Genomic DNA, 23,795 nt, shown 5'->3' on the forward strand with positions numbered 1-23,795 from the left:
GTGGTGGATTCGAGGTGGAGGCCATGTACCCAGAGCGGGGGAACGGTCAAACGGCGCCGCGGTTGCGGCGCGGCCGATTCCGACCATCGCGGCGTCGGATCAGTGCGGCGGGGCGGGGCTCTCCGGGGGTCGCCCCCGGCTGCGCAGGTGGTCGGCGACGGCCACCCCGGCCAGCACCAGCATCGCGCCCAGGGCGGCGTAGATGGGGGCGAGGTGGAGAAGGAAGGGCGCGAGCGTCAGCAGCGCCAGGACGCCGCCCGGTCGGGAGACCGACACCCGGCTGAACACCTCGTACTCGAAGGCGGCGCGACCGGTCAGGAACAGCGCCGGCCCACCCAGGATGATCGCCAGCCAGGCCGGCGGGGTGTGCCCGGTCGGTTCGAGCAGCACCAGGTCGAACCCCGCGGCGCTGGTCACGACGCCCGCCACCATCAGCAGGTGGGTGTACGGGGCGGAGTTCAGGAACTTGCTCGGCTGTCTGGACATGGCGATGGCGTGCGGCAGCAGCTCGCCGGACTTGTGCACGTAGATCCGCCAGAGCAGCAGGGTGGTGGCGAACGCGATGGCGAAGGCCCCGATGTTCTCCGCCTCGGAGTGGTGCAGGCTGAAGACGGTGCCGGTGACCAGGATGGCGTCGCCCAGCGCGATGATGAAGAACTGCTGGTAACGCTCGGAGAGGTGCTCGGCGGTCACGTTGCGCTGGGCGTCCGGCACCACGCCCAGCCCCGGCACCGGGTACGCGAGCCGGAAGCCGAGATAGTCGATACCCAGGGCCACCAGCCAGAGCGTCTCGCGGGCGTGGCCGCTCGCCGTCGCGCCGACGAGCCAGGGGATCGCGGAGACCGCGAACCAGATGAAGATCCGGGCGGCCCGGCGCTGGGTCTGCCGGTGGCGCCGGACGGCCGGCATGAGGAACAGCCCGCGTCCGAGATGGATCGCCACGTACGTGCCGGCGAAGACCAGCCCCCGGCCGCTGAAGGCCTCCGGGATGGCGGTGGTCATCAGCAGCGCCCCGAACATCACCGCGACGATCAGCAGCTTGATCTCGGGACGTTGCGGGTCGTACATGTCGGTGACGAGGGTGGTGATCGCCCACGTCCACCACATCGCCATCAGCATGATCAGCGACTGGACGGCCCGCTCCCAGTCGATGCCGGTGATCAGCCCGCGCGAGATGAGGGAGAGCGCGACCACGTACACGAGGTCGAAGAAGAGTTCCAGCAGGGTCACCCGGCGTGGCGCCTCGGGGTCCCGGACCGGTGGCCGCCGCTCGGCGGGCTGCTCCGGCGTGGGGGTGGGCACGAGCTGCTCCTGCGGTGGCGGGATCGGCGCGGCGGGCCGTCCGGCCCTGCACCCGACCGTAGCGACGCCCGCGTGGGCCCGTGCCGGCTTCCGGCATTTCGCGCCCGTCCGGGGCGCGGCGCCGGTGGTGACCCTCTGTCACCACCGGCGCCGCGCGTCGGATCAGCCCTCGCCGGCGCCGGCCGGCAGCACCCGCTCGGCCTCGGCGCGGGCGCCGGCCAGCACCTTCGCCTGCTGCGACCAGGTCGCCAGGCCCGGCGCGGCGCGCAGGCCGGCGGCCTTGACGGTCTCCCGCAGCGTCGCCTCGTCCAGTTCGCTGAGCTGCTGGTAGGTGCGGATGCCGGCGGCCTGGAGGGCGGCGGCCAGCTTCGGCCCGATGCCCTGGATCCGCCGGAAGTCGTCGGCGGCGTCCACCTGGGCCGGAGCGGCGTCCTCGACCGCGGCGCGCGGCGCGGGCACCGTCACGGGCGCGGCCGGCTCCGTGGCGGCGACCGGCTCGTCGGCCACCGGTTCGGCGGCGACCGGCTCGGCCGGCTCGGCCACCGGGTCGGCGGCCGGCACCGGCTCGGTCGCGGCGGCCGGCTCGTCGGCCACGGCCACCGGCTCCGGCGCGCTGCGGGCCGGCTCGGCCTCCTCGTCGGCGGCGCGCGGCTCGGGCACCGCCACCGGCTGCGCCTCCTCGGCCACCGGCTGCGCCTCCTCGGCCACCGGCTCGGCCGCCACCGTGCGGGCCGGCGCCTCGCCGGAGATCGCCGGCTCGGTGACCGTCGCCGGCTCGGTGGACGGCAGGGGGGCGGCCTCGGCGGCCAGCCTGGCGGCGGCCGGGGCGGCGTCCTGGTCGGCCGGGGCCGGCGCCTCGGTCACCGCGGCGGGCGCCGGCACCTCGTCGACCACGGCCTCCGGCCGCTCCCGGTCGACCGTGGCGGTCACCTCCGGCGCCGGGGCGGCGCCACCCTCCACCGTGGGCGCGCCGGTGCCGGCCGCGTTCCGTCGGCCGCTCACCACCCACCCGATGACCAGGCCCACCAGCAGGGCCAGGATCAGCACCAGCCACTGCCCGAAGCTCGACGGCATGCCAACCTCCTCCTATGTACGTGAACGACAATCGCGAGAAAACCCGGGGCAGCTTCGCACACGTACGCGCGGGACGACAGGGAGGTCGGCGGCAGTCGCCGCCGGTGGGACGGGACGTGCCGGCCGGTGGCCGCGGGATGACCGAGCGTGTGCTACGCGGAAGGGGCGCCCCGGACCCTGGTGCCGTTCGAGGGTCCGGGACGCCCCGGTCTTCCCGCCGGGGGCTCAGCAGGCCTGGCGGGGCACCGGCAGGTCGGCCGCGTCCCAGCTGTAGAAGCAGCCGGCCACGGCGTCGCGGGGGGAACGCCAGGTCGGCAGGTACGGCGAGGTGTGCGCCGACAGCCGCTCGTTGACCTGCTGGTAGAACGGGTTTTCGCGCACCTCGGCGGCCAGGTCCGGGTCGACGTCCACCGTCTCCATGAGGTGCACGCACAGGTCGTGCAGGTAGTACAGCGAGCGGTGCCGTATCCCGGTGAGGCGGGGCAGGTCGGTGGCGTCGGACTCGGCGAAGATCTGGGCCACCCGCCCCTGCGCGCCCGGCACGATCCGGCTGACGACCAACAGTCGACTCATCGGGACCCCTCTCGCCACTGGCGGTGCCGACTCCGGTCCAGGGCGCCGGCCACCGTGGGCACACCCTGCCGGGCCCGCTGTCACCTGGCCGTCACGGCCCGGACGGTGACATTGATGACGGCGGTGACGCCGGCGGCGGTCAGCGGGGGTGTGGTGTGGTGGGTGCGGTCGAACCGCGCGGCGCCGAGCCGGTCGACCGGCCGGGGGCGTTGGTCCGGTCGGCGCGCCGCTGGGGTGCCTCCCGCCGGCTGGCCCGCCGGATCGGGGCGAGGGTGTCGTCGAGCAGCGCGCACATGGCCGGGGACGGTTCCAGGCGCAACTCGCGCAGCAGCAGGTCGCGGTAGACGTAGAAGGCGTGCACCGCTTCGAACGCGTTGCCCTCGGCGAGGTGGATGCGGACCACCAGGCGGTGCGGGGTCTCCCGCAGCGGCTCGGCGGCCATCGCCTCGAGCGCCGCCTCCAGGGCCTCGCCGTGCCGCCCGGCGGCGAGGTGGTTGCCGGCGAGCTCCTCCAGCATGTGCAGCCGGAGTTGCCGCAGCCGTTCCCGTTCCAGCAGCACCCAGTCGTCGTACCAGCCGGGGAGGAGGTCGTGCCGGCCGTTGCCGGCGGCGCCGCGCGGAACCCGGCCGTCGCGTACCTGGTCGGCGGACGCCACCAGCTCGTCGACGTCGAGGTGGACGGCGGGGTCGAGGCGGACGGTGTCGCCGTCGGTGCGCAGCGGGCAGCAGGGGTCCTGGCGGAGCCGCCACAGCGCGGTGCGCAGGGAGGAGAGCGCCCGGTCCTCCGAGGTCTCCGGCCAGAGCAGCCCGGCGAGGTGGCTTCGGGTGGCGGCCGGGCGCAGCCCGATGAGGGCGATGACCCGTTGCAGGCCCCGGGGGACCACCACCGGTACGCCGTCGTGGAGCAGGCGGAACCCGCCGAGCAGGTGCAGCGACACCTGTGGGGCGGGGTTCCCCGCCGTCGGCATTCTCGATCCACCGGACACGGGCGCACCCCCAGCACGTGGAACCCTCGTCCCGACCGTCCTCTGTCGCCTGGCTCGGCTGCCCGCGACGCCGGTGTCGGAACGGCTCCGCCGTGGCGGAGAAAGCCCGCTGTGACCGGGCTGACCGGTACGGAGGATATCAACACTTGTTACTCTGAGTCAACGAGGGGACGGTTCGCTGACCGTCCGTAATGGTCACACGAACGGCCTGTGAACTGCGAAGAAGTGTCGCTATTCATTCGCGTAATTTGATCTTCCCATAGCTCGCACACAGTTTGCGTCAACGCAGCGTCACCAACTTCCCAGGCCGATGGTGGCCGGTTGACGCCCCGTTGACGGTGCCGGCGGCACGGTGTCGCCAGTTGTGCGCCGAGATCGCTCGCCCCACACCGGTACGCATCCAGGGAGGCCGCGGATGGACCGCTCGCTCATCGTCGCCAAGGTGGTGCCGACCGCCGAGGATCGGGTCGCCGAGATCTTCGCCGCGTCCGACGCGACCGAGCTGCCGGGCCTGGTCGGCGTCCGGCACCGCTCCCTCTACCGGCTGCACGACCTCTACGTCCATCTCCTGGAGACGGAGGCGCCGACCGAGGGGGCGGTGGAGGAGGCGCGCGGCCATCCCGAGTTCGTCCGGATCAGCGAACGGTTGCGCCCGTACATCTCGCCCTACCTGCCGACCTGGCAGTCGCCGCGCGACGCCATGGCGCACTGTTTCTACCGGTACGACGCCCCCGGGCGGCAGTCCCACCGTCACGACGCCCCCGGGCGGCGGCCGTGACCACCACCGCACCCCGGGACGAGCAGCTCTGGGCCCGCTGCGACGACTGCGCCTCGCTGCTCTACCGCAAGCGGCTGCGACGCAACCTCGACGTCTGCCCGGAGTGCGGGTCGCATGCCCGGCTCGACGCCCCGGACCGGGTGGCGCAGCTGGTCGACCCGGACTCGTTCACCCCGCTGGCGGACCGGGCGGTGCGGGTCGACCCGATCGGGTTCGTGGACGCGCTGCCCTATCCGCACCGGCTCGGCGCGGCCCGCGCCGGGTCCGGCCTGGACGAGGCCGTGCTCTGCGGGACCGCGCGGGTCGGCGGCCACCCGGTCGCCCTCGCGGTGATGGACTTCCGCTTCCTCGGCGGCAGCCTCGGCTGCGCGGTCGGCGAGCTGATCACCCGCACCGCCGAGCGGGCGCTGGCCGACGCCACGCCGCTGGTGCTGGTCACGGCCTCCGGCGGGGCGCGGATGCAGGAGGGCGCGCTGTCGCTCATGCAGATGGCCACGGTCAGCCAGGCCATCGCCGGGCTGCGCGAGGCGGGGCTGCTCACCGTCAGCGTCGTCACCGACCCCACCTACGGCGGGGTGGCGGCCTCCTTCGCCACCAACACCGACGTGGTGCTCGCCGAGAGCGGCGCCCGGCTGGGCTTCGCCGGCCCCCGGGTGATCCGCCAGGTCACCGGCGCCACCCTGCCCGAGGGCTTCCAGACGGCCGAGTTCCTGCTCCGGCACGGCCAGGTCGACCTGGTGGTGCCCCGGCACGCGCTGCGCGGCCGGTTGACGGCGCTGCTCGCCGCCGCCGAGGCCGGCCGGCGGGTGCCCGTACCCCGGCAGGAACCGGCGCCGCGACCGGCCGTCACGGTCGGCGCGCCGAGACCGGCCCGGGACGCCTGGGAGACGGTACGCACGGCCCGGCACCCCGGCCGGCCCACCACCCTGGACTACCTGGAGACCGCCTTCGACGGCTTCGTGGAGCTGCACGGCGACCGGCTCGGCGCGGACTGTCCGGCGATCGTCGGCGGGGTGGCCCGGCTGGACGGCCGGCCGGTGATGGTGATCGGCCACCAGAAGGGGCACACCACCGCGGAGCTGGTGGCCCGCAACTTCGGCATGGCCAGCCCGGCCGGGCACCGCAAGGCGCTGCGGCTCATGCGCCTCGCGGCCCGGCTTCACCTGCCGGTGGTGACCCTTGTGGACACCCCGGGCGCCGACCCGGGCGTGGACGCCGAGCAGCAGGGCCAGGCCGCCGCGATCGCGGAGAACATCCTCGCGCTGAGCGTCCTGCCCACGCCGGTCGTCGCGGTGGTCACCGGCGAGGGCGGCAGCGGCGGCGCGCTCGCCCTCGCGGTCGCCGACCGGGTGCTGATGCTGGAGCACGCCGTCTACTCGGTGATCAGCCCGGAGGGCTGCGCCGCGATCCTCTGGTCGGACAGCTCGGCCGCCCCGCAGGCCGCCCGGGCGCTCCGGCTCACCGCCACCGACCTGTCCCGGCTCGGGGTGGTCGACGAGGTGGTGCCCGAGCCGCGGCCCGCCGCCCACGGAGATCCGGCCGGCGCCGCCGAGCTGCTGGGCCGGGCCGTGGCGGCGAACCTCGCCCCGCTGCTCGCCGTGCCGCCGGCCACCCTGGTCCGCCGCCGCCGGCAGCGGTTCCGCCGCTTCGGCGCGGCCCGGTCGACCGGCGTCAACCCGCCGGTCGAGGCAATCGATCGGACGCGAACGGAGGTGGCTCAGTGAGCGGGGACGGCGGAGCCGAGGAGGTGCTGGACGGGTTGAGCCGGCACGCCCGCAAGCTGGTCGCCGAGCTGGCCGGCCCGGTGCGCCGGGTACGGCTGCGCAGCGGCGAGACCGTGCTGGAGGTCGAGTGGCACCACCCGGTCCCGCCGGCCCCGGCGCCGCGTGCCGAGGCCGACCCGGTCACCGCACCGCGGGTCGAGCCGGTCCCCGTCGCGGACCGGCCGGCGGTGCGGTCGCCCGTGGTGGGCACCTTCTACCGCTCCCCTGAGCCCGGCGCCGCCCCGTTCGTGGTGGTCGGCGACGTGGTCCGCCCCGGCCAGGTGGTCGGCATCGTGGAGGCGATGAAACTCATGAACGAGGTGGCCGCGGGCCAGGCCGGGCGGGTGGTCGAGGTGCTGGTGGAGGACGGCAAGCCCGTCGAGTACGACCAGCCGCTGATCGCCCTGGAACCGCTCACCGGACGGGACGCCTGATGTTCGAGAAGGTGCTGATCGCCAACCGGGGCGAGATCGCGTTGCGGGTGCTGCGCGCCTGCCGGGAGCTGGGCGTGCGGACCGTGGTGGTGCACTCCAGCGCCGACGCCGACTCGCTGCCGGTGCGGCTGGCCGACGAGACCGTCCAGATCGGACCGGCGTCCAGCCGGCAGAGCTACCTGAACGCCGCCGCGATCGTCGAGGCGGCCCGGCAGACCGGCGCGCAGGCCGTGCACCCCGGCTACGGCTTCCTCTCCGAGGACGCCGACTTCGCCGAGATCTGCGCGGAGAACGGGCTCATCTTCGTGGGCCCGCCGCCGCAGGTGATGGCGGCCCTGGCGGACAAGTCCACGGCGCGGGCGCTGATGCGCCGGGCCGGCCTGCCGCTGCCGCCGGGCAGCGTGCGGACCCTGCCGACAGCCGCCGAGGCGCTCGACGTGGCCGCCGAGGTCGGCTACCCGGTGATCGTCAAGGCGGCCGCCGGCGGGGGCGGGCGCGGAATGACCGTGGTCCGCTCGGCCGCCGAGCTGCCCCGTGCGTACGCCCGCACCCGCGCTGCCGCCCAGGTCGCCTTCGGCGACGACCGGGTGTACGTCGAGCGGTACCTGGCCGACGCCCGGCACGTCGAGGTGCAGGTGCTCTGCGACGGCCACGGCAACGGCATCCACCTGGGCACCCGGGACTGCTCGGTGCAGCGCCGGCACCAGAAGCTCATCGAGGAGGCGCCCGCCCCGGCGCTGCGACCGGCCACCCTGGACACCCTCGCGGAGACCGCGCTGCGCGGCGCCCTGTCGGTCGGCTTCACCGGCGCCGGCACCGTCGAGTTCCTGGTGGACGAGGCCGAGCGCTGCCACTTCCTGGAGATCAACTGCCGGATCCAGGTGGAGCACCCGGTGACCGAACTGGTCACCGGCATCGACCTGGTCCACGAGCAGCTGCACGTGGCCGCCGGCACGCCGCTGCGCTGGCGGCAGGAGGACGTCGGGCTGCGCGGGGTGGCCGTCGAGTGCCGGGTCAACGTGGAGGACCCGGACCGCGACTTCGCCCCCGCCCCCGGCCGGTTGGAGCGGTTCCGGCCGCCCGGCGGCCCGTTCACCCGGGTGGACACCCACGGCCACGTCGGCTACCTGGTCAGCCCGCACTACGACTCGCTGCTGGCCAAGGTGGCGGTCTGGGCGCCGGACCGGGACGGCGCGCTGGACCGGCTCGACCGGGCGCTCGGCGAGTTCGAGGTGGCCGGCCCGGGCGTGCGCACCACCATCCCGTTCGCCCGGCGGGTGCTGCGCGACGCCGCCTTCCGGGCCGGACGGCACACCACCGCCCTGGTCGACCGCCTGCTCCACCCGCCCGCAGCCGACGCCGTACCGGTCGCCGAGGTGGCCCCGCCCGCCGAACCGGCCGTGCCCACCCCCGTGCCCGACATCCGCGCTGACACCGACCCCGCCGGCCGTACGCCCGTCACCGCCGCGCCCGCCGCCGGCCCGAACGCCTGGAGGAACCCATGACCGTCGCTCCCGACCGACCGCTCACCAACGAGATCACCGACATCCTGGTGACCCATTGCGGCCTGGACGCCGACGCGGCCGCCCGCACCCCGGCCGCCAGCCTGGAGGAGCTGGGCATGGACTCGCTGGCGCTGCTCGAACTCTCCGCGGTCGTGGCCGACCGGTGGCGGGTGAAGATCCCGGAGCAGGCCGGGCAGCTCAGCATCGCCGGCGTCGCCGACCTGGTGGCCCGGAAGGCGGATCCTCCGGGGCACACCGAGAACGCGGTCGACATCGCCGCCCCGCTGCCGCTGGTCTGGGAGATCACCAACGACGTGGCCCGGTGGACCGAGCTGTTCACCGAGTACGCGGCGGCCGAGATCCTGCACCGGGAGGGCGACACGGTCCGGTTCCGGCTCACCATGCACCCGGACGAGAACGGCACGTCGTGGAGCTGGGTCAGCGAACGCACCGCCGACCCGGGCACCCGCGAGGTGCGCGCCCGGCGGGTGGAGACCGGCCCGTTCGAGTACATGCGCATCTACTGGCGCTACGACGAGATCCCCGGCGGCACCCGGATGACCTGGGTGCAGGACTTCGCCATGAAGCCCACGGCGCCGGTCGACAACGCCGGCATGACCGAGCGGATCAACACCAACAGCAAGGTCCAGCTCGCCGTCATCAAGGAGAAGATCGAGCGGGCGCACGCGGGAGGCGCGCGATGACCGACACGTCCACGGCCCGGGTCTCCGTCCACGACGTGACCGCCGACCGGCGGCGCGGCGGCGAGCTGCGGGTGCTGCTCGGCCCGAAGACCGTCGGCAGCACCTCCGGCTTCATGGGGGTGGCCACCCTCGCGCCGGGGGAGCGGATCGCCGAGCACTACCACCCCTACAGCGAGGAGTTCCTCTACGTCTCCCGCGGCGCCATCACCGTCGACCTGGACGACCGGCCGGTGCCCCTCGCCGCCGGGGAGGCGCTGTTCGTGCGCCGGGACGTGCGGCACCGGCTGCGCAACACCGGCGACGAGCCGGCCGAGGTGGTCTTCCACCTCGGGCCGCTCGCCCCCCGCCCGGAACTCGGCCACGTCGACACCGAGAGCGCTGCCCCACCGCCACGGGAGCCGTCGTGACCGGCCGGCGGACCGTGGTCACCGGCGTCGGCGTCGTCGCACCCGGCGGCGCCACCCGGGACCGGTTCTGGAAGACCATCACCGAGGGGCGCACCGCCACCCGGCGGATCAGCTTCTTCGACCCGTCGCCGTTCCGCTCGCAGATCGCCGCCGAGTGCGACTTCGACCCGGACGCCGCCGGCATCACCCTCGCCGAGCGGCAGCGCGCCGACCGGTACGTGCAGTTCGCCCTGGCCTGCTCCGCCGAGGCGCTCGCCGACAGCGGCCTCGCCCTCAGCGACGCCGACCGGGAGCGGGCCGGCGTGGTGCTCGGCACCGCCGTCGGGGGCACCATGGCGCTGGAGAAGGAGTACGTGCGGGTCAGCGACTCGGGCCGGAACTGGCTGGTCGACCACACCCTCGGCGGGCCGTACCTGTACCAGGCGCTCATCCCGAGCAGCCTGGCCGCCGACGTGGCCTGCCGGCACGGCCTGCACGGCCCGGCGCAGGTGGTCTCCACCGGCTGCACGTCCGGCATCGACGCCATCGGGTACGCCCACCAGCTCGTCGCCGACGGCGAGGCGGACATCGTGCTGGCCGGGGCCGCCGACTCGCCGATCTCCCCGGTCACCGTCGCCTCGTTCGACGCCATCGGCGCCACCAGCCCGGACAACGACGACCCGGAGCACGCCTCCCGGCCGTTCGACGCCGACCGGCACGGCTTCGTCCTGGCCGAGGGCGCGGCCGTGCTGGTGCTGGAGGAGGCCGAGCACGCCCGGCGGCGGGGCGCGCACGTCTACTGCGAGGTGGCCGGCTACGCCAGCCGCAGCAACGGTTTCCACATGACCGGGCTGCGCCCCGACGGGGCGGAGATGGCCGTGGCGATCAGCGACGCGCTGCGCCAGGCCCGGCTCGCCCCGTCGGCCGTGTCGTACGTCAGCGCGCACGGCTCCGGCACCCGGCAGAACGACCGGCACGAGACGGCCGCGTTCAAGCGGGCGCTGGGCGCGGCGGCGTACCGGGTGCCGATCAGCTCGATCAAGTCGATGGTCGGGCACTCGCTCGGCGCGATCGGCTCCATCGAGATGGCCGCGTGCGCCCTGGCCATCGAGTACGGCGTGGTGCCGCCGACCGCCAACTGGGCCACCCGGGACCCGGAGTGCGACCTGGACTACGTGCCCAACGAGGCCCGGGAGGTGCCGGTGGACGTGGCGCTGTCGGTGGGTAGCGGCTTCGGCGGCTTCCAGTCCGCGATGATCTTCCGCCGGCTGGCGGTCCACCCGTGACCGCCCGGGCCGTGGTGACCGGGATCGGGGTGGTCGCCCCGACCGGTGTCGGCGCCGACGCGCACTGGGACTCGGTGCTCGCGGGCACCCGCCGCACCGGGCCGATCACCCTGTTCGACCCGGCCGGCTATCCGACCCGGGTGGCCGGGGAGGTGCCCGACTTCGACGCGGCCGGTTTCAGCGACACCCGGCAGCGGGTGCAGACCGACCGGTGGACGCACCTCGGCTTCGCCGCCACCCGGCTGGCGCTGACCGACGCCGGCCTGCCCGACGAGGCGCCCGACCCGTACCAGTGGGCGGTCACCCTGGCCAGCTCCTCCGGCGGCAACCTGTTCGGGCAGCGGGAGCTGCAACGGCTCTGGGGCGGGCCGAGCCGGACCGTCGGGGCGTACCAGTCGATCGCCTGGTTCTACGCGGCCAGCGTGGGGCAGCTCTCCATCCGGCACCAGCTCAAGGGGCCCTGCGGGGTGACCGTCTCCGAGTCGGCCGGCGGGCTGGACAGCCTCGCCCACGCGGTGCGGACCATCCGGCGCGGCACCCCGCTGGTGGTGGCCGGGGCGACCGAGTGCCCGCTCAGCCCGTACGCGCTGGCCTGCCAGCTCCGCTCCGGGCTGCTCAGCGACGTGGCCGACCCGGAGCGGGCGTACCGGCCGTTCGACACCGGCGCGGCCGGGTACGTGCCCGCCGAGGGCGGGGCCGTCTTCGTGGTGGAGGAGCTGGGGCACGCCCTCGCGCGGGGCGCCCGGATCTACGGGGAGATCACCGGCTGGGCGGCCACCCACGACGCGGCACCGACCGACCGGGAGGCCGGCCCGGACCCGACCCACTACGCCCGGGCGCTGCGGCTGGCCCTGGACCGGGCCGCGGTCCGCCCGCACGACGTGGACGTCATCTGGCCGGACGCGCTCGGGGTGCCCGCGTACGACCGGGCCGAGGCGGCCGCCCTGCGCGCGGTCTTCGGCGCGACGACCCCGCCGGTGACCACGCAGAAGCCGCTGACCGGCCGGGCCCACCAGGGCGGTTCGGCGCTGGACGCGGCCACCGCGCTGCTCGCCTTCCACCACGGCCTGCTGCCCGCCTCGGCCGGGCCGGAGCAGCCGGCGCCGGGCTGCGAGCTGACCTTCCTGCGTCGGCCGCGCCCGCCGCGCAGCCGCATCGCCCTGGTCGGGGCGCGCGGCTTCGACGGCTTCAACAGCGCGGTGGTCCTCCGCGGCGCCGCGCCCCCGCCGGCGGGGGACGAGAGGTGACGGTGCGCCGCGTCAGGACGGTCGAGCCAGGTACGCCGTCTTGACGTCGCCCGAGAACCCGCAGGCCCGGTAGAAGGCGTGGGTCGCGGGCCGGCGCGAGCCGGTCATCAGCATCGCCTTGTAACAACCCGCGTCCCACGCGGCCTGGAGGGTGCCGGCCATGATCTGCTTGCCCAGGCCGGTGCCGCGCCGCGATTCCTCGACCACGACGTTCTCGATGACGGCGTAGGGCGATGCCGATCGGGAGATGTTGGGAATCACGTTGAGGTACGTGGTGGCGACGACGAGCCCGTCCAGTTCGAGGACGAACAGGTGCAGCGCCGGATTGCTCAGGATCTGCGCGAAGGCCCGTTCGTCGGATCCGTCGGTCAACCGCGGATCGTCGGGCTGCAATTGCCGGTAGAGGCGGATGATCTGCGCGAAGTCGTCGGGTCGGGCCGCACGGAACATGCCCCGAGCGTAGAGACCCGTCGGACCGCACCGCACCTGCGCCCAGCACAGCGTCGGGCGGCCGGCGGGATACCGAGCCGGCGTGGCACCGATCCTGCCTGTCCGATCGAGCCTGAGCAATCCGTCCAGCCGCCCGTATTGATCTAGCCATTTGCATGTAGCAATGGATCCGACGGCTGTCGTACTGTTCCGTCAGCACCCCGGAGAACGCACGTGTTGGGCGTATTTCGCCCACTTCGAGGCTGGGCGGTGGGCGGTCGTGACAGCACATCCTATGGCGGAACATCCTGTGTCGACAGACGCGAGTTGGGTGGACGACATTCTGTTCACCGGGCGTCCCACCGACATGTGTCTCCGCCTGCCCGAGCCGGTCGACAAGGCCACCCTGCGCCGCCTCGTCGGCGAGGCGCAGACCCGGCTGGCCGACGCCGGCCTGCGCCCCGGCGGCGCCGCCGCGCTGCGGCTGCCCCCGTCGCTGGCGTACGTGGTGCACCTGCTGGCCACCTGGCGCACCGGCGCCCAGGCGATCCTGCTCGACCACCGGCTCACCGACCACGAGGTCGAGAAGGCCCTGCGCCGGCTCACCCCGCAGGTGGTGGTCGCGCCGGTGCGCACCGGCGGCGGGGCGCTGCGGATCTTCGTCGACGTCACCGCGGGCGTCGCGGCCTACTCGGACCGCCCGGCCGGCAGCCCGCACGCGGTGATCCAGCTCAGCTCCGGCTCCACCGGACCGTCCAAGGTGATCGGGCGCACCGCCGGGGACCTGGTCGGCGAGGTGCACCGCTACACCCGGATCGACGGGGTGGCGCTGCCCGGCGAGCGGATCGTCCTGCTGCCCTCCATGGTGCACGTGCTCGGCCTGGTCGGCGGCCTGCTCTACGGGCTGCACGCCGGCGTCGAGCTGTGCCCGCCGGAGCGGCTCAGCGGCGACGCGATCCTCGCCGCCGTCGCCGCCCAGGACAGCCCGGCCACCGTGCTCGGCGTGCCGTTCCACATCGGCCTGCTGGCCTCCACCGTGCCGGCCGGGCCGCTGCCGCAGCTCCGGCGGATGACCACCGGCGGCGAGCTGGTCCCGGCCGCCGTGGCCCGCGCCTTCACCGACCGCTACGGCGTCCCGCTGGGCAACATGTACGGGATGACCGAGGTCGGCGTCATCGGCACCGACCTGCACGGGGCGCACCGCCCGGCCATCGCCCCCGCCCCCGGCATCCGGGTCCGCGAGTCCGGCGGTGAGCTGTGGGTGAGCTGCCCGGCCAACCCGTACGTCGGGCTCGCCGACCCGACCCGCTGGGCCGACGGCTGGCTGCACACCCGCGACGCCGGCGTGGTCGACCCGGGCACCGGGCTGGTCACCATCAAGGGCCGCCTCGACTCGCAGGTGTCGGTGGGCGGCATGAAGGTCGACCTCACCGAGGTGGAGGCCACCGTCGCCGAGCTGCCCGGGGTGACCGCCGCCGTGGTGGTCTGGGACGACGGCGTCACCGCGTACGTGCAGACCGACGGCTCGCTCTCCGAGGACACCCTGGACAAGCTGCTCGCCGAGCGCCTGGCCGGCTACAAGCGCCCCCGCACCCTGCACCTGCTCGACCAGCTGCCCCGCACCACCACCGGCAAGCTGGTCCGCTCCGCGCCGGCGCTCCGGGACGCCGCGTCATGACCGGCCCGCTACGCGAGGGCGACCTCGACCGGCCCGGCCGCCCCGGCGACCGCGACGGCAAGCACCAGGCCGGCCCCGCCGGTCGGATGGCCGACCCGCACCCCGGGACAGCCGGGGACCGGGCGCAGCAGCCCGCCGCCGCCGTCCGGCGCGGGCATCCGGCGGCGCAGCCCGCCGTCGCGCAGCCCGGTGCCGAGCGCCTTGCCGACCGCCTCCTTGGCCGTCCACAGGCGCAGGAAGTCCAGCTCCCGGCCGGCCTCGGCCCGGGCGGCCAGCCAGGCCGCCTCGTCCGGGTCGTACCAGCGCCGGGCCAGCGGCGTGGCGGGCAGCGGCCGGTGCCGCTCGACGTCCACCCCGACCGGCCCGCCGGTCCGGGCGGCCACCACGACCACCCCGCCGGCGTGGCTGACGCTGACCGGCAGCGTCCGCCCGCCGGCCGCGTACACCTCCGGGCGCCCGCCGGGCGCCCGTCCCACCCCGATCTCCGCCTCGGGCCGGCCGAGCAACGCGCCACCCGCGCGCCTCAGCAGCCGCCGCGCCAGCTCCCGCTGGTCGCCGGCGGTCCGGCCGGTCCACACGTACACGGTGTCCCGACCGGGCACCGGTAGCTGGTTCACGGAAAGAGGTTAACGCCATGCGAGACGAGGTCCGCGCCTTCGTCATCGAGCAGCTCGCCGACATGAACTACGACGTCGAGGACATCGACGACGACACCACCCTCGGCCCCTCCGGCGTCGACCTCGAGTCGCTGGCCCTGGCCGACCTCGCGGTCCGGGTCGAGGACCGGTACGGCCTGAAGTTCGCCGACGACGAGTCGGAGAAGCTGGCCCTCATGACGGTCGGCGAGTTCACCACGATGGTCGCCGCCCGGGCGGCCGCGAACAGCGACAAGTCCTGATGACCGGTCGGCCCGACCTGGGGCGAGCTGACCTGGTGAGCATGCTCGCCGAACTGACCGCGAAACCCGTCGACCAGGTGCCCGACCGGGTCGGCTCGATGGAGCTGGCGTGGCTCGTACACCTCGTCGAGCAACGCTACGACCGCCGGCTGGAGCTGACCGACGACCAGCTCGCCGGCATCCGCACCGTCGACGACGCGCTGGCGGTGTTCCAGACCTCGCTGACCGTTCCCGCAGATGGCTGAGCGGGAGCCTGTACGGATCACCGGCGTCCACGCGCTCAGCGCCCTCGGCAGGGGCGCCGACGCGCTGCTCGCCGGGGTGCTCGCCGGCGCCCCGGCGTTCACACCGGTGCGCCGCTTCGACACCACCGGCCGCCGGGTCACCGTGGCGGCCACCCTGCCCGAGGTCGGCACCCTCGCCGACGAGCTGGCCGACGCGGTCGACCGCGTGTGCCGGGCGGCCGGCCTGGACCGCACGCAGCGGGCCGGCGCCGCGCTGTTCCTGGCCGCGCACGGCGGCCCGCACTCGCTGCCGCCGCCGGGCGGCGGGGACGCCGGGCCGCCGGTGCCGGCGCTCGCCGGCCACCTGGCCCGCCGCTGCGGCCTCGGCGAACGTGCCCGCGTCTACACCACCGCCTGCGTGTCGGCGAGCACCGCGGTCGCCGACGCCGCGACCCTGATCGGCCGGGGCGACCTGGACCGGGTCGTGGTCGCCGCCGGCTACCTGGTCGAGCCGGATCAGTACGCCCTCTTCGACGCCGGCCGGGCGCTCGCCGCCGACGGGGTGGTCCGACCGTTCAGCGCCGGCCGGCAGGGGCTGCTGCTCGGCGACGGGGTGGTGGCCGTGGTGCTGGAGTCGGCCCGCGCCGCCGCCGGACGGGGCGCCCCGACGCTGGGGACCGTGGCCGGCTGGGGGCGGGCCGGCGACGCGTACCACCCGTGCCAGCCGGACCCGCGGGGGCACGGCCTGGCCCGGGCGGTCGAGGCGGCGCTGCGCCGGGCCGGGCTGCCCGGCACGGCGGTGGGTTACGTCAACGCCAACGCCACCGGCACCCCGTACAGCGACGCGTCGGAGGCGGCGGCGCTGGGCCGGGTGTTCGGCGCGGCGGCCGGGCGGATCCCGGTCAGCTCCACGAAGGCGGTGCACGGGCACGCGCTGGAGGCGTCCGGCCTGCTCGAACTGGTGGTCACCGTGCTCGCGCTCGGGCACGGCAAGCTGCCGGTCAACGCCGGCTGGCTCGGCCCCGACGAGAGCTGCCCGCTGGACGTCGTCACCGACGCGCCGCGCCCGGCGGCCACCGCCCACGCGCTGACCCTCAACGCCGCGTTCGGCGGCGCGAACACGGCCCTGCTGGTCGGTGCGCCGTGACCGCCGCCGTGCTGGCGCAGGCGCGCTGGCCGGAGACCGGGGACGGGCCACCGCCGGCCGTGCCGGGCTTCGTGCACTCGGCGTTCGCGCCGCTGGTGGTGGCGGTGGCCGACCGCTGCCTGCGCGCCCGGTACGGGGCGGGGCCGCTGCCCGCCGGCAACCGCACGGCGGTGGTGCTGGTCAGCGCGAGCGGCGACCGGGCCAGCGCCGCGCACGTCCGGGCCACGGTCGCGGCCGGCGGCCGGGTGGGCCCGTTGTTCTTCTTCCAGTCGGTGCCGAACAGCGTGGCCGGGCACGTCGCGGCGCGGTGGGGGCTGGACGGGCCGGTGGTGTGCCTGAGCCCGGCGGGGGACCCCCGGGCCGAGGGCGCCGCCGAGGCGGACCTGCTGCTGTACGACGGCGACGCCGCGCAGGCGTTGCTGGTCCTGATCGAACAGGCACCGGACGGTACGCCGGGCGAGGCGACCGCGGTGCTGCTGGGGGAGGGAACACATCAATGAGGACGAGGGGACTGCGCGGCGCGCTGGCCGCCGACACCGAGCTGGGCGCGGGGAACGTGCTCGCCCGGGTGCTCGCCCACGGCGCCGACCGGGACGGCCCCGGGCTCACCTTCGACACCGCGGTCGACGGCCACCCGGCCGAGACCCCGCTGACCCTGGGCCGGCTCGACGAGCTGGTCGCCGCCCGCGCCGCCTGGCTGCACGAGCGCGGGATCAAGCCGCGCGACCCGGTCGCCGTCTGGGCCGGTTCCGCCGCCGACATGGTGCTGTCGTTCCTGGCGCTGGCCCGGCTCGGCGCGATCCCCGCGCTGATGAACGGCCGGCTGCGCCCGGAGATCGCCGCCGAGTACGTCCGCCGGCTGCGCGCCGTCGGGGTGCTCGCCGACGCCGCGCACGCCGCCGCCCTGCGGGGGCACGACCCGGGCGCGCTCCTGCTCGGCGAGCCCGCCGAGGCGGGCGGCGGCGACCCGGCCGCGGCCCCGCCGCACTACCGGCACCACGACGACGACCCGGTCGTCATCACCCACACCTCCGGCACCACCGGGGTGCCGAAGGCGGTGCTGCACTCGCACGCCAGCCTCTTCGCCGCCACCCGGCACCTGCTCGCCATGCCGCAGGCGCAGGGCACCACCCGGATCCTCAACGCGCTGCCCGCCCCGCACACCGCGACGGTGCTGATGGTGAACCAGGCGCTGGGCAACCGGGCCGAGATGTACCTCCTCTCCGAGCAGGGTGGCGAGCGGGTGCTCGACGCGATCCAGCGCTGGCGGCCGGACGGCGTGTTCGGGTTCTCCGTCACCTGGGCCGAGCTGGCCCGCTTCGACCTGTCCGCGTACGACCTGGAGTCGGTGCGGCTGTGGTTCAACACCGGCGACTGCTCGCACGAACCGCACGTGCGCCGGCTGGTCAGGGTGGGCTCGCGGGACGTGATGACCCGCGACGGGGTGACCCGGGTGCCCGGCTCGGTCTTCATCGACGGGCTCGGCTCCAGCGAGATGGGCCACTCGATGTTCCACGTCACGCACACCGTCGACACCGACCGGTACGGCCGGTGCGTCGGACGGCCGTACCGGTTCACCAGGGTGGCCGTGCTCGACGAGGCGGGCAACGAGCTGCCGCCCGGGCAGGTCGGCTGGCTGGGCATCGACTCGCCGTCGCTGTTCCGCGGCTACTGGAACGACTCGGTCACCACCTACCGGTCCCGGCTGCGCGGCTGGTACCTCACCGGCGACCTGGTCCGCGCCGACGCCGACGGCCGCTACTACCACCTCGACCGGGCGGTTGACTCCGTCGAGACGGGCGACGGGAAGCGCTTCTTCACCGCGCTGTCCGAGGAGCGGATCCTCGCCGCCTGCGCCGACGTCACCGACTGCACCGTGGTGCTCCTCGAGGAGGGCGGGGACGTCGTCACGGACGTGCTGCTGGAGCTGGCCGCCGGGGCGGACCCGGCGGCGGACCGCACCGCGCGCATCCGGGCCGCGATCGGGCCGGACCTGGCCGCCACGCTGCGCCGGGTGGTGCCGGTGCGCGCCGACGACATCCCGGTCACCGTGACCGGCAAGGTCCGCAAGGTGGCGCTGCGCGAGCGCTATCTCGCCGAGGCCGCGTCATGAGCGCCGTCGTCACCGGCATGGGGCTGTTCACCCCGGCCGGCCGGGGCGTCGAGGAGACGTTCACGGCGCTCACCACCGGACGGTCCGGGCTGTGCCGGCCGCCCGAGGGGCACCCGGCGCGGGACAGCCTCGAGGTGGCCGGGATCCTGCCGGACATCGACCCGCGCAGCGTCGCCTCGGGCCCGGAGACCAAGGTGCTCGACCGGGTCGTGCTGCTCGCCCTGATCACCGCCGCCGAGGCGCTCGCCGACGCCGGCATCGAGGTGGGGCGCGACGTCGACCCGGAGCGGATCGGGGTGATCGTCGGCGGGGTCGGCGGGATGTCCACGCTGGAGAGCCAGGTCCTGGCCCGCGCGGCGCGGGGCCGGACGGCTGTCAGCCCGTACCTGCTCACCGGGATCCTGCCGAACATGCCGTCGGCCCGGATCGCCATCGCCCACGGCATCCGGGGCTACAGCTCCGCGGTGGGCACGGCCTGCGCCTCCGGCGCCCAGGCGGTGGCCGACGGGGTACGCCTCATCCGGGCCGGCGAGGCCGACGTGGTGGTCTGCGGGGCGAGCGAGGCGCCGCTGTTCCCGACCTTCGCCGACACCTTCGGCAACGCCCGCGCCCTGGCCCGGGGCTGGGACGACCCCACCGAGGCCAGCCGCCCGTTCGACAAGCGGCGCAACGGGTTCGTGCTGGCCGAGGGGGCGGCGCTGCTGGTGCTGGAACGCGCCGAGCACGCCGCCGCGCGGGGGGTCACCGGCTACGCCGAGGTCGCCGGCTACGGGGTGAACACCGACGCCCACCACCCGACCGCGCCCCGGCCGGACGGCGCGGGGGCGGCCGCGTGCATGCGCCGGGCGCTGGCCGGTGGGGGCGTGACGCCGGCCGACGTCGGCTACGTCAACGCGCACGGCACCGGCACCAGGCTCGGCGACATCGCCGAGACCACCGCTCTCGCCGCGGTGTTCGGCGCCGGCGGGGTGCCGGTCAGCTCCACCAAGGCGCTGACCGGGCACCTGCTCGGCGCCTCCGGCGTGCTGGAGGCGGCGGCCACCGCCCTCGCCCTCGGGCGCGGGCTGCTCCCGCCCACCTACCACCTCGACGACCCGGACCCGGACTGCGAGGCGGACCACGTCCGCGCCGCGCCCCGGGAGACCCGGGCCGAGCACGCGCTGACCAACTCGTTCGGGTTCGGCGGCCAGAACGTCAGCCTGCTGCTGCGCCGCAACTGATCGGACGCCATCCCGGGTGGACGCCCGGGTCGCAGTCACGGGGGGAACAGGGGGAAAGGCTACCTATGGACATCAATGGCATAGACCACGTCGAGCTGTACGTCGGAGACGCCCGCCAGGCCGCCTTCTACTTCGACACGGCCGTCGGCTTCCGGCTGCGGGGCCAGGGCGGCCCGGAGACCGGGCTGGCCGGGCAGCGCTCGCTGCTGCTCGCACAGGCCGACATCCGGATGGTGCTCACCAGCGGGCTGACCGCCGAGCACCCGGCGTCGGCCTACGTGCACCGGCACGGCGACGGCATCGCCGTGGTGGCCCTGGAGGTCGACGACGCCGCCGGTGCGTACGCGGAGCTGGTGGCCCGGGGCGCGACCGCGGTGACCGCGCCGCGCACCTTCACGGGCGCGGACGCCGAGGTGGTGACCGCCGAGGTGGGCGGCTTCGGTGACGTGCTGCACCGCCTGGTCGAGCGGCGCGGCGACCGGACGCGGTTCCTGCCCGGGGCGATCGAGGAGCTGCCCGGCGGCGGCGACACCCCGCTGCTCGCCGAGATCGACCACCTGGCGGTCTGTGTGCCGCCGGGGCAGCTCGACGAGACGATCGGGCACTACGAGAAGGTCTTCGGTTTCGCGCAGATCTTCGAGGAGCACATCGAGGTCGCCGGGCAGGCCATGAACTCGAAGGTGGTGCAGAGCCCGTCCGGACGGGTCACCCTCGTGCTGCTGGAGCCGGACACCGGCCGGCGGCCCGGGCAGATCGAGGACTTCCTGCGCTGGCACGCCGGCGCCGGGGTGCAGCACCTCGGGCTGCGCACCGACGACATCGTCACGGCGGTCGGCGCCCTCGCCGGCCGCGGGGTGCGCTTCGCCGGCACCCCGGACGCCTACTACGACGACCTGGAACGGCGGGTCGGCAAGGTGGACGCGCCGCTGGACCGGCTGCGCGACCTGAGCATCCTGGTGGACTCCGACCACGACGGCCAGCTGCTGCAGATCTTCACCGAGTCGATGCACGTGCGCCGCACCCTCTTCCTCGAACTCATCGAGCGGCGCGGGGCGCGCACCTTCGGCAGCGGCAACATCAAGGCGCTGTACGAGGCCAAGGAACGTGAACTCGCCGCGGCGGGGGCGACCCCCGCCGTCGCGGCCGGGACGGCAGGAGGGGTTCGGGCATGACCACGACACATCCGGCACTGACCGCCGAGGAGGAGGCGCTGCTGCCGTCCGAAGAGGATGTGCGGCACTACGCCGAGCACGGCTGGTACCTGAGCGGGAAGCTGCTCACCGACGAGGAGGTGGACACGCTCGTCGCCGCGACCGACCGCTACTACGCCGGGGAGCGGGACCGGCGGCTGCCCGTCCGCCCGCCGAAGCTGGCCTACTGGGAACCCGCCAAGGGCGATGTGCAGCGGCACAACGACTACGTGCACCACGAGCACGACGCCATCGGCCGGATCCTGCGCAAGCCGCTCATCGGCGCGGTCGCCGCCCGGCTCGCGCGGGCCGACGAGATCCGGATCTTCCAGTCCACCCTCATCTACAAGCCGCCGATCTCCGGTGAGCCGTCCAACATCGTGCCCTGGCACTTCGACAAGCACTACTGGGCGTCGTCCTCCTCGGAGAACATGCTCACGGCGTTCATCCCGTTCCACGACTGCGGCGAGGAGATGGGCACCATCACCATCGTCGACGGGTCGCACCGCTGGCGGGAGATCGGCGCCGACGACACCGTGGTGCGGCACTTCGCCGACCGGGACCGCGACCAGTTGGAGGCGATGCTGGCCGAGAACGCCGCGTACAACGGCGCGGAGATCCGCAAGGTCCCCATGGTGATCCCGAAGGGACACATGAGCTTCCACCACTGCCGCGTCTACCACGGCAGCGGGGCCAACGTCAGCGGCCGTCCCCGCCAGGCCATCTCGCTGCACCTGCAGGACGGCGCCAACGCCTGGCGGGAGTATCCGCTCTCCGACGGCACGCTCGCCGCGTACAACCACGACGTGCTGGTCCGCCGCACCCCGGAGGGCCGGCCGGACTACACGGATCCCGCATTCTGCCCGGTCATCTGGCGCGACCGCGACGTCCCGACCACGACCACGGAGGGGCGTCCGGCGTGACCGGCCCCGACCCCGTCGGCCTCTACCGGACGGTCCGGCTGATCCGCCGCTTCGAGGAGCGGGCCATCGAGCTGGTCGACGCCGGGGAGATCGTCGGCGGCATCCACCCGTACCTCGGGCAGGAGGGCGTCGCCGCCGGGGTCTGCGCGGCGCTGCGCGTCGCGGACCTGGTGACCGGCACCCACCGCGGGCACGGGCACGTCCTGGCCAAGGGGGCCGACCCGGCCCGGATGCTCGCCGAGCTGTGCGGCCGGGTCACCGGGCTGAACCGGGGCCGGGGCGGGTCGATGCACGCCGCCGACTTCGGCGTCGGGGTGCTCGGCGCCAACGCCATCGTCGGGGCCGCGGGCGCGATCCTCACCGGAGCGGTGTGGGCGCGCCGGCGGCGCGGCGACGACGTGGTCGGGGCGACCTTCTTCGGCGACGGCGCGGTCAACGAGGGGATGCTCCTCGAAGCGTTCAACCTGGCCGCGCTCTGGCGGGTGCCGGTGCTGTTCGTCTGCGAGAACAACGGCTACGCCACCACCATGCCGGTCGAGGGCGCGGTCGCCGGCACCATCGCCGGCCGCGCCGCGGCCTTCGGCATGCCGGCGGCCACCGTCGACGGCCAGGACCCCGAGAAGGTACGCGAGGTCAGCGCCGCCGCCGTCGCGCGGATGTGCGCCGGCGGCGGCCCCGAGCTGGTCGAGGCCCGCACCTACCGCTTCGACGCCCACCACACCTTCGAACACCGGGTACGCCTCGACTACCGCCCGCCCGAGGAGGTCGCCGCCGCACGCCGCCGGGACCCCGTGCTCATCCAGGGCGACCGGCTGCCCGCCGCGGTCCGGGCGGCGATCGACGCCGAGGTCGAGGCCACCCTCGCCGCGGCGGTGGACTTCGCGCTGGCCGGCCCGGCGCCCGACCCCGCCACCGCCCTCGACCACCTGTACGCCAGCGGGCTCACCGCCCGGACCGGCGGCGGCTGATGCCCCGGCTCTCCTACCGCCGGGCGCTCACCCGGGCGCTCGCCGACGAGATGACCCGCGACGAGTCGGTCTTCCTGCTCGGCGAGGACATCCGGGTGGCCGCCGCCGGCGTCACCACCGGCCTGCTGAAGAGGTTCGGGCCGGACCGGGTGCTCGACACGCCCCTGTCCGAGCAGGCGTTCACCAGCTTCGCCACCGGCGCCGCGCTGGCCGGGGCGCGCCCGGTGATCGAGTTCCAGATCCCGTCGCTGCTCTTCCTCGTCTTCGAGCAGATCGTCAACCACGCCCACAAATTCCCGCTGATGACCGGCGGCCAGTGCGCGGTGCCGGTCACCTACCTGGTGCCCGGCTCCGGCTCCCGCACCGGCTGGGCCGGGCAGCACTCCGACCACCCGTACAGCCTCTTCGCCCACGTCGGGGTGACCACCGTGGTGCCGGCCACCCCGGCCGACGCGTACGGGCTGCTGGTCTCGGCGATCCGCTGCGACGACCCGGTGGTGGTGTTCGCCCCCGCCGGGGCCCTCGACGTGCGGGCCGACGTCACCGACTTCGCCCCGGTGCCGCTGGGCCGGGGCGTGGTGCGCCGCCCGGGCACCGACGTCACGGTGGTCGCCGTCGGGCACCTGGTGCACGACGCCCTCGCCGTCGCCGACGAACTGGCCGGCCAGGTCTCGGTGGAGGTCTTCGACCCGCGCACGCTGTACCCGTTCGACTGGGACGGGCTGCTCGACTCGGTGTCCCGCACCGGGCGCCTCGTGGTGGTGGACGACTCCAACCGGTCCTGCGGCATCGCCGGGGAGATCATCGCCACCGTCGTCGAGCGGGTCCCGCTCGCCGCGCCGCCCCACCGGGTCACCCGGCCGGACGGAGCCGTGCTGCCCTTCGCACCCGCCCTCGACCGGGCCGTGCAACCCGGCCGCGACCAGCTCACCGCCGCCATCCAACTGACGTGTAAGGACGGATGAACG

Annotated in this window: 25 protein-coding genes; 19 read left to right on the forward strand and 6 right to left on the reverse strand. The window is 75.1% G+C overall.

The annotated features are described in order from the left end of the window. Window positions 1–99: 99 nt before the first annotated feature. The 4 genes from RMN56_RS24345 to RMN56_RS24360 all read right to left on the reverse strand — a co-directional run bounded on the left by RMN56_RS24345 (window position 100) and on the right by RMN56_RS24360 (window position 3,916). Entirely contained in the window at window positions 100–1,302 is a 1,203-nt protein-coding gene (locus RMN56_RS24345) for a low temperature requirement protein A (RefSeq protein WP_313719863.1), read from the reverse strand. A gap of 162 nt (window positions 1,303–1,464) precedes the next feature. Then, complete coding sequence (locus tag RMN56_RS24350) at window positions 1,465–2,376, reverse strand: helix-hairpin-helix domain-containing protein (protein WP_313719864.1); 912 nt, start codon at window positions 2,374–2,376, stop codon at window positions 1,465–1,467. Window positions 2,377–2,601: 225 nt separating this feature from the next. Then, window positions 2,602–2,949, reverse strand: a complete 348-nt coding sequence (locus tag RMN56_RS24355; protein ID WP_313719866.1) for a TcmI family type II polyketide cyclase — start codon at window positions 2,947–2,949, stop codon at window positions 2,602–2,604. Between the two features lie 139 nt (window positions 2,950–3,088). Next, window positions 3,089–3,916, reverse strand: coding sequence for an AfsR/SARP family transcriptional regulator (locus RMN56_RS24360; RefSeq protein WP_376787225.1), 828 nt, complete (start codon window positions 3,914–3,916; stop codon window positions 3,089–3,091). 433 nt (window positions 3,917–4,349) lie between these two features. On the opposite strand from RMN56_RS24360, the gene RMN56_RS24365 reads away from it, so the two are divergent. Genes RMN56_RS24365 through RMN56_RS24400 form a run of 8 tightly spaced genes read left to right on the forward strand, consistent with a single transcriptional unit; the run spans window position 4,350 to window position 12,037 of the window. Next, the gene (locus tag RMN56_RS24365; protein WP_313719868.1) at window positions 4,350–4,712 is read left to right on the forward strand and encodes a TcmI family type II polyketide cyclase; all 363 of its coding nucleotides are present in this window, start codon (window positions 4,350–4,352) and stop codon (window positions 4,710–4,712) included. Continuing rightward, window positions 4,709–6,436: an acetyl-CoA carboxylase carboxyltransferase subunit alpha gene (locus tag RMN56_RS24370; protein WP_313719869.1), complete on the forward strand. Its 1,728-nt coding sequence runs from the start codon at window positions 4,709–4,711 to the stop codon at window positions 6,434–6,436. The genes RMN56_RS24365 and RMN56_RS24370 overlap by 4 nt, the downstream gene beginning before the upstream one ends. Then, the gene (accB, locus tag RMN56_RS24375) at window positions 6,433–6,909 is read left to right on the forward strand and encodes an acetyl-CoA carboxylase biotin carboxyl carrier protein (protein WP_313719870.1); all 477 of its coding nucleotides are present in this window, start codon (window positions 6,433–6,435) and stop codon (window positions 6,907–6,909) included. The genes RMN56_RS24370 and accB overlap by 4 nt, the downstream gene beginning before the upstream one ends. Then, window positions 6,909–8,414 (forward strand): acetyl-CoA carboxylase biotin carboxylase subunit, encoded by a 1,506-nt coding sequence (locus RMN56_RS24380; RefSeq protein ID WP_313719871.1) that lies wholly within the window; start codon window positions 6,909–6,911, stop codon window positions 8,412–8,414. Before accB ends, RMN56_RS24380 begins: the two co-directional genes overlap by 1 nt. Next, entirely contained in the window at window positions 8,411–9,118 is a 708-nt protein-coding gene (locus RMN56_RS24385) for an SRPBCC family protein (protein ID WP_313719872.1), read from the forward strand. Before RMN56_RS24380 ends, RMN56_RS24385 begins: the two co-directional genes overlap by 4 nt. Continuing rightward, a complete protein-coding gene (locus RMN56_RS24390) occupies window positions 9,115–9,525 on the forward strand; it encodes a cupin domain-containing protein (protein ID WP_313719873.1) in 411 nt (136 codons plus the stop codon). Before RMN56_RS24385 ends, RMN56_RS24390 begins: the two co-directional genes overlap by 4 nt. Next, complete coding sequence (locus RMN56_RS24395; protein ID WP_313719874.1) at window positions 9,522–10,790, forward strand: beta-ketoacyl-[acyl-carrier-protein] synthase family protein; 1,269 nt, start codon at window positions 9,522–9,524, stop codon at window positions 10,788–10,790. The genes RMN56_RS24390 and RMN56_RS24395 overlap by 4 nt, the downstream gene beginning before the upstream one ends. After that, window positions 10,787–12,037, forward strand: a complete 1,251-nt coding sequence (locus tag RMN56_RS24400) for a beta-ketoacyl synthase N-terminal-like domain-containing protein (protein WP_313719875.1) — start codon at window positions 10,787–10,789, stop codon at window positions 12,035–12,037. The genes RMN56_RS24395 and RMN56_RS24400 overlap by 4 nt, the downstream gene beginning before the upstream one ends. Window positions 12,038–12,049: 12 nt before the next feature. Here RMN56_RS24400 and RMN56_RS24405 read toward each other — a convergent pair whose 3' ends face one another. Continuing rightward, a complete protein-coding gene (locus RMN56_RS24405) occupies window positions 12,050–12,487 on the reverse strand; it encodes a GNAT family N-acetyltransferase (RefSeq protein WP_313719876.1) in 438 nt (145 codons plus the stop codon). Window positions 12,488–12,761: 274 nt separating this feature from the next. Here RMN56_RS24405 and RMN56_RS24410 point away from each other — a divergent pair, with 274 nt between their 5' ends. After that, complete coding sequence (locus tag RMN56_RS24410) at window positions 12,762–14,144, forward strand: class I adenylate-forming enzyme family protein (protein WP_313719877.1); 1,383 nt, start codon at window positions 12,762–12,764, stop codon at window positions 14,142–14,144. Window positions 14,145–14,152: 8 nt separating this feature from the next. On the opposite strand, the gene RMN56_RS24415 is transcribed toward RMN56_RS24410, so the two are convergent. Continuing rightward, entirely contained in the window at window positions 14,153–14,761 is a 609-nt protein-coding gene (locus RMN56_RS24415) for a 4'-phosphopantetheinyl transferase family protein (RefSeq protein ID WP_313719878.1), read from the reverse strand. Between the two features lie 17 nt (window positions 14,762–14,778). Between RMN56_RS24415 and RMN56_RS24420 the strand changes: the two genes are divergently transcribed. The 10 genes from RMN56_RS24420 to RMN56_RS24465 all read left to right on the forward strand — a co-directional run bounded on the left by RMN56_RS24420 (window position 14,779) and on the right by RMN56_RS24465 (window position 23,792). Further along, window positions 14,779–15,042 carry an acyl carrier protein gene (locus RMN56_RS24420; RefSeq protein WP_313719879.1) on the forward strand — a complete coding sequence of 88 codons (264 nt, stop codon included), beginning with the start codon at window positions 14,779–14,781 and terminating at the stop codon, window positions 15,040–15,042. Next, a complete protein-coding gene (locus tag RMN56_RS24425; RefSeq protein ID WP_313719880.1) occupies window positions 15,042–15,287 on the forward strand; it encodes an acyl carrier protein in 246 nt (81 codons plus the stop codon). The genes RMN56_RS24420 and RMN56_RS24425 overlap by 1 nt, the downstream gene beginning before the upstream one ends. After that, on the forward strand, window positions 15,280–16,413 hold the full coding sequence (locus tag RMN56_RS24430) for a beta-ketoacyl-[acyl-carrier-protein] synthase family protein (RefSeq protein ID WP_313719881.1): 1,134 nt from the start codon (window positions 15,280–15,282) through the stop codon (window positions 16,411–16,413). The genes RMN56_RS24425 and RMN56_RS24430 overlap by 8 nt, the downstream gene beginning before the upstream one ends. Beyond that, window positions 16,410–16,913 carry a beta-ketoacyl synthase chain length factor gene (locus tag RMN56_RS24435; RefSeq protein ID WP_313719882.1) on the forward strand — a complete coding sequence of 168 codons (504 nt, stop codon included), beginning with the start codon at window positions 16,410–16,412 and terminating at the stop codon, window positions 16,911–16,913. The genes RMN56_RS24430 and RMN56_RS24435 overlap by 4 nt, the downstream gene beginning before the upstream one ends. Then, window positions 16,910–18,526 carry a class I adenylate-forming enzyme family protein gene (locus RMN56_RS24440; protein WP_313719883.1) on the forward strand — a complete coding sequence of 539 codons (1,617 nt, stop codon included), beginning with the start codon at window positions 16,910–16,912 and terminating at the stop codon, window positions 18,524–18,526. The genes RMN56_RS24435 and RMN56_RS24440 overlap by 4 nt, the downstream gene beginning before the upstream one ends. Next, window positions 18,523–19,746 carry a beta-ketoacyl-[acyl-carrier-protein] synthase family protein gene (locus tag RMN56_RS24445; RefSeq protein WP_313719884.1) on the forward strand — a complete coding sequence of 408 codons (1,224 nt, stop codon included), beginning with the start codon at window positions 18,523–18,525 and terminating at the stop codon, window positions 19,744–19,746. The genes RMN56_RS24440 and RMN56_RS24445 overlap by 4 nt, the downstream gene beginning before the upstream one ends. 65 nt (window positions 19,747–19,811) lie before the next feature. After that, the gene (hppD, locus tag RMN56_RS24450) at window positions 19,812–20,918 is read left to right on the forward strand and encodes a 4-hydroxyphenylpyruvate dioxygenase (RefSeq protein WP_313719885.1); all 1,107 of its coding nucleotides are present in this window, start codon (window positions 19,812–19,814) and stop codon (window positions 20,916–20,918) included. Next, complete coding sequence (locus tag RMN56_RS24455) at window positions 20,915–21,859, forward strand: phytanoyl-CoA dioxygenase family protein (protein WP_313719887.1); 945 nt, start codon at window positions 20,915–20,917, stop codon at window positions 21,857–21,859. Before hppD ends, RMN56_RS24455 begins: the two co-directional genes overlap by 4 nt. Beyond that, complete coding sequence (locus RMN56_RS24460; RefSeq protein WP_313719889.1) at window positions 21,856–22,827, forward strand: thiamine pyrophosphate-dependent dehydrogenase E1 component subunit alpha; 972 nt, start codon at window positions 21,856–21,858, stop codon at window positions 22,825–22,827. The genes RMN56_RS24455 and RMN56_RS24460 overlap by 4 nt, the downstream gene beginning before the upstream one ends. Beyond that, window positions 22,827–23,792 carry an alpha-ketoacid dehydrogenase subunit beta gene (locus RMN56_RS24465; RefSeq protein ID WP_313719890.1) on the forward strand — a complete coding sequence of 322 codons (966 nt, stop codon included), beginning with the start codon at window positions 22,827–22,829 and terminating at the stop codon, window positions 23,790–23,792. Before RMN56_RS24460 ends, RMN56_RS24465 begins: the two co-directional genes overlap by 1 nt. The last annotated feature ends 3 nt before the right edge of the window (window positions 23,793–23,795 follow it).

Source organism: Micromonospora halotolerans (genome assembly GCF_032108445.1).
Lineage (GTDB): Bacteria > Actinomycetota > Actinomycetes > Mycobacteriales > Micromonosporaceae > Micromonospora > Micromonospora halotolerans.

What these genes read in the sequence shown, in the direction of transcription:
- RMN56_RS24350 (WP_313719864.1), bottom strand. Translation starts at nt 2,376, where the DNA reads ATGCCGTCGAGCTTCGGGCAGTGGCTGGTGCTGATCCTGGCCCTGCTG.
- RMN56_RS24355 (WP_313719866.1), bottom strand. Translation starts at nt 2,949, where the DNA reads ATGAGTCGACTGTTGGTCGTCAGCCGGATCGTGCCGGGCGCGCAGGGG.
- RMN56_RS24360 (WP_376787225.1), bottom strand. Translation starts at nt 3,916, where the DNA reads ATGCCGACGGCGGGGAACCCCGCCCCACAGGTGTCGCTGCACCTGCTC.
- RMN56_RS24365 (WP_313719868.1), top strand. Translation starts at nt 4,350, where the DNA reads ATGGACCGCTCGCTCATCGTCGCCAAGGTGGTGCCGACCGCCGAGGAT.
- RMN56_RS24380 (WP_313719871.1), top strand. Translation starts at nt 6,909, where the DNA reads ATGTTCGAGAAGGTGCTGATCGCCAACCGGGGCGAGATCGCGTTGCGG.
- RMN56_RS24385 (WP_313719872.1), top strand. Translation starts at nt 8,411, where the DNA reads ATGACCGTCGCTCCCGACCGACCGCTCACCAACGAGATCACCGACATC.
- RMN56_RS24390 (WP_313719873.1), top strand. Translation starts at nt 9,115, where the DNA reads ATGACCGACACGTCCACGGCCCGGGTCTCCGTCCACGACGTGACCGCC.
- RMN56_RS24405 (WP_313719876.1), bottom strand. Translation starts at nt 12,487, where the DNA reads ATGTTCCGTGCGGCCCGACCCGACGACTTCGCGCAGATCATCCGCCTC.
- RMN56_RS24410 (WP_313719877.1), top strand. Translation starts at nt 12,762, where the DNA reads ATGGCGGAACATCCTGTGTCGACAGACGCGAGTTGGGTGGACGACATT.
- RMN56_RS24420 (WP_313719879.1), top strand. Translation starts at nt 14,779, where the DNA reads ATGCGAGACGAGGTCCGCGCCTTCGTCATCGAGCAGCTCGCCGACATG.
- RMN56_RS24425 (WP_313719880.1), top strand. Translation starts at nt 15,042, where the DNA reads ATGACCGGTCGGCCCGACCTGGGGCGAGCTGACCTGGTGAGCATGCTC.
- RMN56_RS24430 (WP_313719881.1), top strand. Translation starts at nt 15,280, where the DNA reads ATGGCTGAGCGGGAGCCTGTACGGATCACCGGCGTCCACGCGCTCAGC.
- RMN56_RS24440 (WP_313719883.1), top strand. Translation starts at nt 16,910, where the DNA reads ATGAGGACGAGGGGACTGCGCGGCGCGCTGGCCGCCGACACCGAGCTG.
- RMN56_RS24445 (WP_313719884.1), top strand. Translation starts at nt 18,523, where the DNA reads ATGAGCGCCGTCGTCACCGGCATGGGGCTGTTCACCCCGGCCGGCCGG.
- hppD (WP_313719885.1), top strand. Translation starts at nt 19,812, where the DNA reads ATGGACATCAATGGCATAGACCACGTCGAGCTGTACGTCGGAGACGCC.
- RMN56_RS24455 (WP_313719887.1), top strand. Translation starts at nt 20,915, where the DNA reads ATGACCACGACACATCCGGCACTGACCGCCGAGGAGGAGGCGCTGCTG.
- RMN56_RS24465 (WP_313719890.1), top strand. Translation starts at nt 22,827, where the DNA reads ATGCCCCGGCTCTCCTACCGCCGGGCGCTCACCCGGGCGCTCGCCGAC.